This window comes from Xanthovirga aplysinae (assembly GCF_009711365.1).
GTDB classification, from domain to species: Bacteria; Bacteroidota; Bacteroidia; order Cytophagales; family Cyclobacteriaceae; genus Xanthovirga; species Xanthovirga aplysinae.
The window spans coordinates 1-7781 of sequence record NZ_SMMB01001083.1; the positions used below are offsets into that span (position 1 = coordinate 1).

The 7781-nt window shown below is 36.1% G+C and carries 7 protein-coding genes; 3 read left to right on the forward strand and 4 right to left on the reverse strand.

The genetic code is table 11. The features are described 5' to 3' along the window. Together E1171_RS23840 and E1171_RS12355 are read left to right on the forward strand one after the other, a co-directional pair. Window positions 1-687 (forward strand): DUF6503 family protein (locus E1171_RS23840; RefSeq protein WP_187696423.1); only part of this gene is annotated, 687 nt, incomplete at its 5' end. A gap of 13 nt (window positions 688-700) precedes the next feature. Continuing rightward, a complete protein-coding gene (locus E1171_RS12355; RefSeq protein WP_155206315.1) occupies window positions 701-1324 on the forward strand; it encodes a DUF2911 domain-containing protein in 624 nt (207 codons plus the stop codon). A 370-nt stretch (window positions 1325-1694) separates the two neighbouring features. Here E1171_RS12355 and E1171_RS12360 read toward each other — a convergent pair whose 3' ends face one another. The 4 genes from E1171_RS12360 to tgt all read right to left on the reverse strand — a co-directional run bounded on the left by E1171_RS12360 (window position 1695) and on the right by tgt (window position 6189). Continuing rightward, a complete protein-coding gene (locus tag E1171_RS12360; protein ID WP_155206316.1) occupies window positions 1695-2600 on the reverse strand; it encodes a DMT family transporter in 906 nt (301 codons plus the stop codon). Further along, the gene (locus E1171_RS12365; protein ID WP_155206317.1) at window positions 2601-3677 is read right to left on the reverse strand and encodes an LptF/LptG family permease; all 1077 of its coding nucleotides are present in this window, start codon (window positions 3675-3677) and stop codon (window positions 2601-2603) included. 297 nt (window positions 3678-3974) lie between these two features. Further along, window positions 3975-5051, reverse strand: coding sequence for an LptF/LptG family permease (locus tag E1171_RS12370; protein WP_155206318.1), 1077 nt, complete (start codon window positions 5049-5051; stop codon window positions 3975-3977). A 4-nt stretch (window positions 5052-5055) separates the two neighbouring features. Beyond that, window positions 5056-6189, reverse strand: coding sequence for a tRNA guanosine(34) transglycosylase Tgt (tgt, locus tag E1171_RS12375; protein ID WP_155206319.1), 1134 nt, complete (start codon window positions 6187-6189; stop codon window positions 5056-5058). Between the two features lie 662 nt (window positions 6190-6851). Here tgt and E1171_RS12380 point away from each other — a divergent pair. Then, window positions 6852-7781: glycosyltransferase (locus E1171_RS12380; RefSeq protein WP_187696424.1), on the forward strand; the 930-nt coding region annotated here is incomplete at its 3' end.

Below are 7781 nucleotides of genomic sequence, written 5' to 3' on the forward strand. Positions count from 1 at the left end.
ACCCCAACAGCTCAAGAGGTTGTGGACAAAGCAATTCAAGCCTCAAAAACAGATTTACTAAACCATGCAGAGGCTTCTTTTTCTTTCAGAGACAAACAATACGAATACCAAAGAGATGGGGGCCAATTTGTTTATACCAGAATCCAAACAGATTCTACAGGCAACATTATCAGAGACGTCTATTCCAATGAAGGATTAAAACGATACATTGAAAGAGAAGAAACTTCTCTTAGTGAAAAAAAACAAAATGCCTATGCCAACTCAGTTAACTCTGTGATATATTTTGCCTTTCTTCCCTTGTGGCTAAATGATGCTGCGGTAAACAAGAATTATGAGGGAATAAACACGATAAAAGGTAAAAAGTATCATAGAATTAGAGTGACATTTAATCAGGAAGGCGGAGGTGACGATTTTGACGATATCTTCCTATATTGGTTTGATACCGAAGATTACAGCATGGACTACCTAGCCTACAAATACAATACAAATGGTGGTGGCATGCGCTTTCGTGAAGCCTATAATGTCCAAACCATCAATGGAATCACTATTCAAGATTACCATAATTTAAAACCTCGAAAGAAAGGAAGTATTTCTTTTGACCAAATAGATGAGGCCTACAAAAAGGGAGAGCTGGAAGAGCTTTCCACCATTGAATTGAAAAACATAAAAATTAATATTAATAAATAAATACTCGGGTAAAATGAAAAAGTATTTTTTAACAATTGCAGGAGCGTTTTTATTATTTGCCTGCTCTTCTAAAAATAATGAAACCTCCCAAAAACAAGCTGAACATTCTGATCATAAATTAGAGGCGGGGCACCACCATGGAAGTAATCAACATGGAGAAGAAAAGGAAGAAAAAGCCAAACCTCTTAGCCCCCATACTTCTGCTATGGGGATGATCGGCAACAACCATGTACATATTGATTATAGTTCGCCGGGAAAAAGGGGCCGAATGATCTTCGGTGGGTTGGTTGGCTTTGGACAGGTTTGGTCAACAGGAGCTCATAAAGCTACTAACATCACCTTCGACAAAGATGTGAAAATCGATAATGTGGATATTCCAGCTGGAAAATATGGTTTATTTACAATACCTGATCAAAATGAATGGACAATTATCCTCAATAAAGATTGGGATATGCACTTAGCGGATGAATATAATAAGGAAAATGATATTGTTCGAGTAAAAGCCATTCCTCAACAGCTAAAGCAGGTTGTAGAATCCCTGACTTTTGAAGTAAAAGAAACAGGCAATGAACAAGGCAAGGTAACGATCCAATGGGACCAAACAGCTGTATCATTTGATATAAAGAATAGCAAATAATAATAGAAAAAAGGTGACAAAAAATAAAATTTATTGTCACCTTCTTCCCTCTTTCAGGCTTTATGACCAACCACTACTTCCGCAATCTCTTTAAGAGATAAAATCAAAAACCAAAAGATTAGGCAGGGAACTTCAAGCACCTTTCACAACCAAAGTTGGTATTACAGTTACCTTTGAAAGAAATAATTTGGAAAATTAGAAATCCACTTTTACCGGATTTCTTATAAATACTAGCTGACTATTGAATGTTGAGACATGAAAGGAAAAGAATTTCTCTGGATATTTACTCCTAGGAGTGGTAATGAAATTCCCTTCCTAAATGGAAACCTTATCAAAATTCTAATTATAGATTTGCCCTTATAATCTCTAATTAGTAATTCTGCAGTTTCATTGCCCTTCTTTTGCTAATACGGTTCAGAACAGGATAGGATAAAACGGACAATAAAATAAGGCCAGTACCAGCATAAAAACCATAAGTCATCTCCTCTGCATCTTTAAAAAACAATACGGCCATGATAATCCCATAGACAGGTTCCAGGTTTACCGTCAGATTAATAATAAAAGCAGACATCCTTTTTTGAAGTTCCACTGCTGCAGAATAGGCATAGACAGTACAAATAACGGCCAAAATAGTAATTAAAAGCCAATCCATTTTGGTTGCATTTAGTTGAAGACCATCCGTAGTTAACCATTTTGAATAAATTGGAAAGAATAAAATCGTCCCTATAGTTGCCCCCACCATTTCATAAAAAGTAATCATAAAGGGATTATGCTTTTTAGTAAACTTTCCATTGATCACACTGAATAGTGCAGCCAAAAAGGCAGCACCAATAGCCATCAATAACCCCAAAGCATGATTAAACTCAAATTGGAATATCACATACAAGCCAACAACTGCAATGGCTCCAAGGCCAACTTCAAAAAGGCGAATTCTACGCCCATTGGTTAAAGGCTCTATAATACTTGTCCAAAGAGAACAAGTAGCCATTCCTGCCAGACAAACGGATACAGTAGAAACTCTGGCAGCACCAAAAAATAAAATCCAGTGGGCAGAAATCAGAAGTCCGGTTCCAAATAATTTCGTAACCTGGCCTAAACCAAGATTGAAGGATCTCTTCCTATAATAAAGCAACAGCCCTAAAGCCAAAGCTGCTACCAGGGTACGGTAAAAAACTAATTCCACACTTGGTATGGAAATAAGCTTTCCAAGGATAGCAGTAAATCCCCAAATTCCTACTATAAAATGAAGTTTTGCGTAATCTTTCCAGTTCGACATTTACTTAGGCACATTTCTATACATCACTAAACCTAAGCACAAAAATATAATATTAGGCAACCAAACTCCAAATATTGGAGAAATACTATTTGATGCTTCTGCTATGGCCCGGCTCATAACAAAAGAAAGAATAAATACAAATGCAATCACAAATCCCTGTGTAATTTGCAGCCCAGCCCCTCCCCTCTGTTTTTGTGAAGAAACAATAAGACCAATAAAGGTTAAAACAATTGCAGCAAAAGGAGACATGAAACGAACCAACTTCTCTATATAAAATTCCTTCACATTATCTGCTCCCCTATTCTTTAATAGAGTTATGTAGGCTTCTAATTGTGGAATAGTCAAAGTCTCTTTTTTATTGGCTTGATTCTGAAAATCTTCAGGAGTTAATTGAAAAGTTGTATCTATTTGTTGCCCACGGATCACTGTTTCTTTCATACCCTGAAATTCCCGAAATTCCCAATTCTTGAACAACCACTTTGCTGAATTTTCCTTCCAAACCATTCGACTTGCCGAAAGTCTTGCTTTTAGTACATTCCCTTTAATAGTTTCCAAAGTAGGTTTATACCCCATATTAGAACGAACCTCATAGCTCTCAATATAAAAATAGCTTGTGGGAGATACCTTTATATGGATATCACGGTCCTGATTGGTAAATGGCGAATAAATATATTTCTTTTCAAATTTAATTCTCTCTTTATTAGCAAAAGGAATAACCCAGCCTGTCAAATAAAAGCTTAAACCTGCAATCAATGTCCCTCCAATAAGATAAGGAATCAGTAACCGATGAAAACTTACTCCACTACTCAATATTGCAATAATCTCGGTATGGCTTGCCAATCTTGAGGTTACAAATATTGTAGCAATAAAAACCGTTATGGGAGTTACCAGATTTATAATATAAGGAATGAAGTATTTATAATAACCCCAAATCTCCAACAAGGATAATTCATTACGCATAAAATCCTCGTTCTTTTCTGTATAATCAATAATAGAGACAACGATAACTAGGGTGAGAACAACAAAAATAAAAGCACTTAAAAATTTCTTAAGAATATACCGGTCTAATATAGTCATGGGCCTTCCACCTGGTCATTAATGAAATAGTCAGGGCATCATTTCAACCAGCAGAAAATTCATCCCACATTCAATGCCTGACTTTCCCTTCCAACTATAAAGACCCGTCCAATGTTTTTATCTGATTATTTTATTATCCTTAAAAAACTCGGGGATTCTTGGGGTAAATACATTAACACCCCATAAGGTCAGTAACAATCCAACTACCAATCAATTACAAATCACTTTTAATTTCCTTTAATCATCTATTAAAAAGTGATTTGTAATTTCGGAAGTTTTAATTTTCCTTTTTTTAAATTACTTAGGCACGTTTCTATACATCACTAAACCTAAACAAGAAAATATAATATTGGGCAACCAAACACCTAACAGGGGAGGCATACTATCCGATGCTTCTGCAATAGCCCGACTCATAATGAAGAATAGAATAAAGGCAAAAGCAATAACAAATCCTTGCGCAATCTGTAAACCTGCTCCACCCCTTTGTTTCCTTGAAGAAACAATCAGACCGATAAAAGTTAAAACAATCGCTGCAAAAGGAGACATGTACCGGACTAATTTCTCTATATAAAACTCTTCCACATTATCTGCCCCCCTATTTTTCAATAAGGCCATATACTCATCTAATTGAGGAATAGTCAAGGTTTCATTTTTATGAGCTTGATTTTGAAAGTCTGCAGGAGATAATTGCAAAGTAGTATCCATTTGTTGTCCTTTCTTCACAGTTTCTTCCAAACCATGAAATTCGCGCAATTCCCAGTTTTTCAGCAACCAATTAGCAGAGTCCTTTTGCCATTCTATTCTACTAGCAGACAACCTGGCTTTCAGCTCATTTCCCTCTATGTTTTCCAAAGTAGGTTTATAGCCAACATTTGATCGGTTATTGTAACTTTGCATATAAAGGTAAGTGTTGGGCGCAACCTTTAAATGAATATCCCGATCGTTAAAGTAGAATGGAGATTTTATATACTTTTGCTCAAACGCTACTTTCTCCTTACTCGCAGAAGGAATAACCCAACCTGTCATATAAAAACTGAAGGAGGCGATTATGGAAGCTCCAATCAAGTAGGGCACCATCAAACGATGAAAACTCACCCCACTACTCAAAATGGCAATAATTTCGGTGTGCCCTGCTAATTTTGCCGTTACAAAAACCGTGGCAATAAAGACGGTTATTGGAGTAATCAAATTAACAATCCAAGGAATAAAGTTTTTGTAATAACCCAGAATTTCCACTGCGGAAAGATTATTCCTCATAAAATCATCATTCTTCTCTGTAAAATCAATAATACAGACAATGATGATCAGAACAAGAACAACAAAGACAAAAGAGCTTAAAAATTTCTTAAGGATGTAGCGATCTAATATACTCATTCAGTTACAGTCTGGTCATTAGTTTTTTTACCATTACATTTTTCCAGCCGGCAAAAGTCCCCTCTTCAATTTTCTGTCTTGCTTCCCTCACTAACCACAGGTACAAAGTCAAATTATGAATACTGGCAATTTGGGCACCAAGTATTTCATTAGATTTCATCAAATGCCTCAGATAGGCTTTCGAATAAAATGTACTTGCATATCCGCCAAGGCTTGCATCAATTGGAGAAAAATCCTCCTTCCACTTTTCATTCCGAATATTAATAATACCTTCAGTGGTAAACAACATACCATTTCGGGCATTTCGAGTAGGCATAACACAATCAAACATATCCACTCCTTGTGCAATGCCCTCTAAAATATTAGCTGGGGTACCAACACCCATTAGGTAACGTGGTTTATCTTTTGGAAGTATATCACACACCAATTCGGTCATTTCATACATCATCTCTGCCGGTTCACCTACCGATAACCCCCCTATGGCATTTCCTTCCCTTTCAAATGAAGCAATAGTTTCAGCTGATTGCTTTCGTAAATCCTTAAAAGTACTTCCCTGTACAATTGGAAATAAAGTCTGAGAATAACCGTATTTTCCTTCTGTGCTATCAAAACGGTCCACACAACGTTTCAACCAACGGTGTGTCATTTCCATAGATTCTCTTGCATAACTGTATTCACATGGATATGGTGTGCATTCATCGAAGGCCATAATAATATCCGCCCCTATTGTCCGCTGTATATCCATCACATACTCGGGTGTAAACAAATGCTTTGATCCATCTACATGAGATTTAAAATGTACCCCCTCTTCCTTTATCTTACGACCAGTTCCCGCCAAAGAAAACACCTGAAATCCACCACTATCAGTTAATATGGGTTTGTCCCAACCATTAAAATGATGTAATCCCCCAGCTTTTTCCAACACATCTAACCCAGGTCTTAAATACAGATGATATGTATTTCCTAAAATAATTTCAGCATCAATATCATTCTTTAACTCCCTTTGATGAACGGCTTTTACAGAACCTGCCGTACCAACAGGCATAAAAATAGGTGTGGAAATCTCCCCATGATCAGTGGTAATTTTTCCGATTCGAGCTTTGGTCCCACTATCCGTCTTCAATAATTCAAACTTCATATCTTTTCACTGGTTCAACAACATTAACCACGATTCTTTTTCAAACTTTTACTGTGGTTTAACTGAGCAAAACAAAAAATTAAAAAAGCCTCAGTCTAATACGAAGGCGCTAAGATACAAAAGTTCAATGTGCCAATACTACAGCACTTAAATATTTTTCATCAATCCAAATTGAAACAACCTTCTCTGTCATTTTATTAAAGCCCCTTAAAAAATGAACTCCATTTATTTCAAACTAAAATACACCATTTAAAGAGTATACAAAAGTTTACACTTATTTTACCCTAAAGTATAAGTTACAAAAACTCGATGTTTTTAATCTTGCTTCTTTATATTTACCATCCTTTTAAATAGTAGGCTCGTTTCATTGAATTACCCACTTAGGGAATAGACCGTATTTAGAAGAAAATTGATATAAACATTTCTTTTGGAGCTTAAAGGTCAATTTTAACAGAAAAGTTGGCATAAAAAGCAATAAGATATTCATTTAAAGCCCCAAAGAAATTGAATTTCCCAAAAGTAGACTCATTCTTGAATGAGTCTACTTTTGTACCCATAATTCTTAATAAAATTTAATGATAAGTACTTTTATTTTTTATCTATTTATCGGCTCCCTGGCTGTCCAACTCATCTTCCTTCTGTTCATATTTAGTCGCTTGGGAATGTATAAGCAAAAATTTGACCATAACCATAAGAATGAGCCCATATCTGTGGTAATTTGCGCTCATAATGAAGAGCCTAACCTTCGCGAATTATTACCAACTCTATACAAACAAAATTATCCGGAATTTGAACTTATTGTAGTTGATGACCGCTCTACCGATGGTACCCAGAATTATCTTCGAGAAGAGGAAATAAATCACCCTAAGCTCACAAGGTTACGTATTGATAAGTGCCCTGACCATATAAACGAAAAAAAATATGCCCTCACCTTAGGGATTAAAGCAGCTAAGAATGAATGGATACTCTTCACAGATGCAGATTGCATTCCATCCTCCAAAATGTGGATCTATGAAATGAGCAGGGCCTTTAACGAGCAAACCGAAATTGTATTGGGGTACTCTCCTTATGAAAAACAAAAAGGTTTTCTCAATTATTTTATTCGATTTGAAACCTTGTATACAGCAATACAGTATCTTTCATTGGCACTAGCTGGTTCACCCTATATGGGTGTGGGACGAAATATGGCTTACAGAAAGTCGTTATTCCTAAACAACAATGGTTTTAATAGACAAATTGGAATTACGGGGGGGGATGATGACCTATTTATCAATGCTCACGCCCATAAAAAGAACACCAAAGTGGTCATTGGAAAAAATAACCTCGTTCGTTCTATTCCAAAAACGACTATAAAGAGTTATTTTCGGCAAAAAAAACGACATTTGTCCGTAGGTAAACATTATAAGTCATCAGATAAGTTTATTTTAGGTCTATTGTCTGTTTCGCACCTGATTTATTGGGCCAGCCTCATTTGTCTGGCCGTGTTGAACGAGGAACCTTACTGGATTGGTGGAGGTTTTTTAATAAGAATAGTAGTGCAATTTAGCGTATTTGAGATGGCAAAAAAAAAATTGGGAGAGGGCCCTCATTTA

Coding starts and splice junctions, on each gene's coding strand:
- E1171_RS12365 (WP_155206317.1), bottom strand. CDS start 3,677: ATGACTATATTAGACCGGTATATTCTTAAGAAATTTTTAAGTGCTTTT.
- E1171_RS12355 (WP_155206315.1), top strand. CDS start 701: ATGAAAAAGTATTTTTTAACAATTGCAGGAGCGTTTTTATTATTTGCC.
- E1171_RS12370 (WP_155206318.1), bottom strand. CDS start 5,051: ATGAGTATATTAGATCGCTACATCCTTAAGAAATTTTTAAGCTCTTTT.
- tgt (WP_155206319.1), bottom strand. CDS start 6,189: ATGAAGTTTGAATTATTGAAGACGGATAGTGGGACCAAAGCTCGAATC.
- E1171_RS12360 (WP_155206316.1), bottom strand. CDS start 2,600: ATGTCGAACTGGAAAGATTACGCAAAACTTCATTTTATAGTAGGAATT.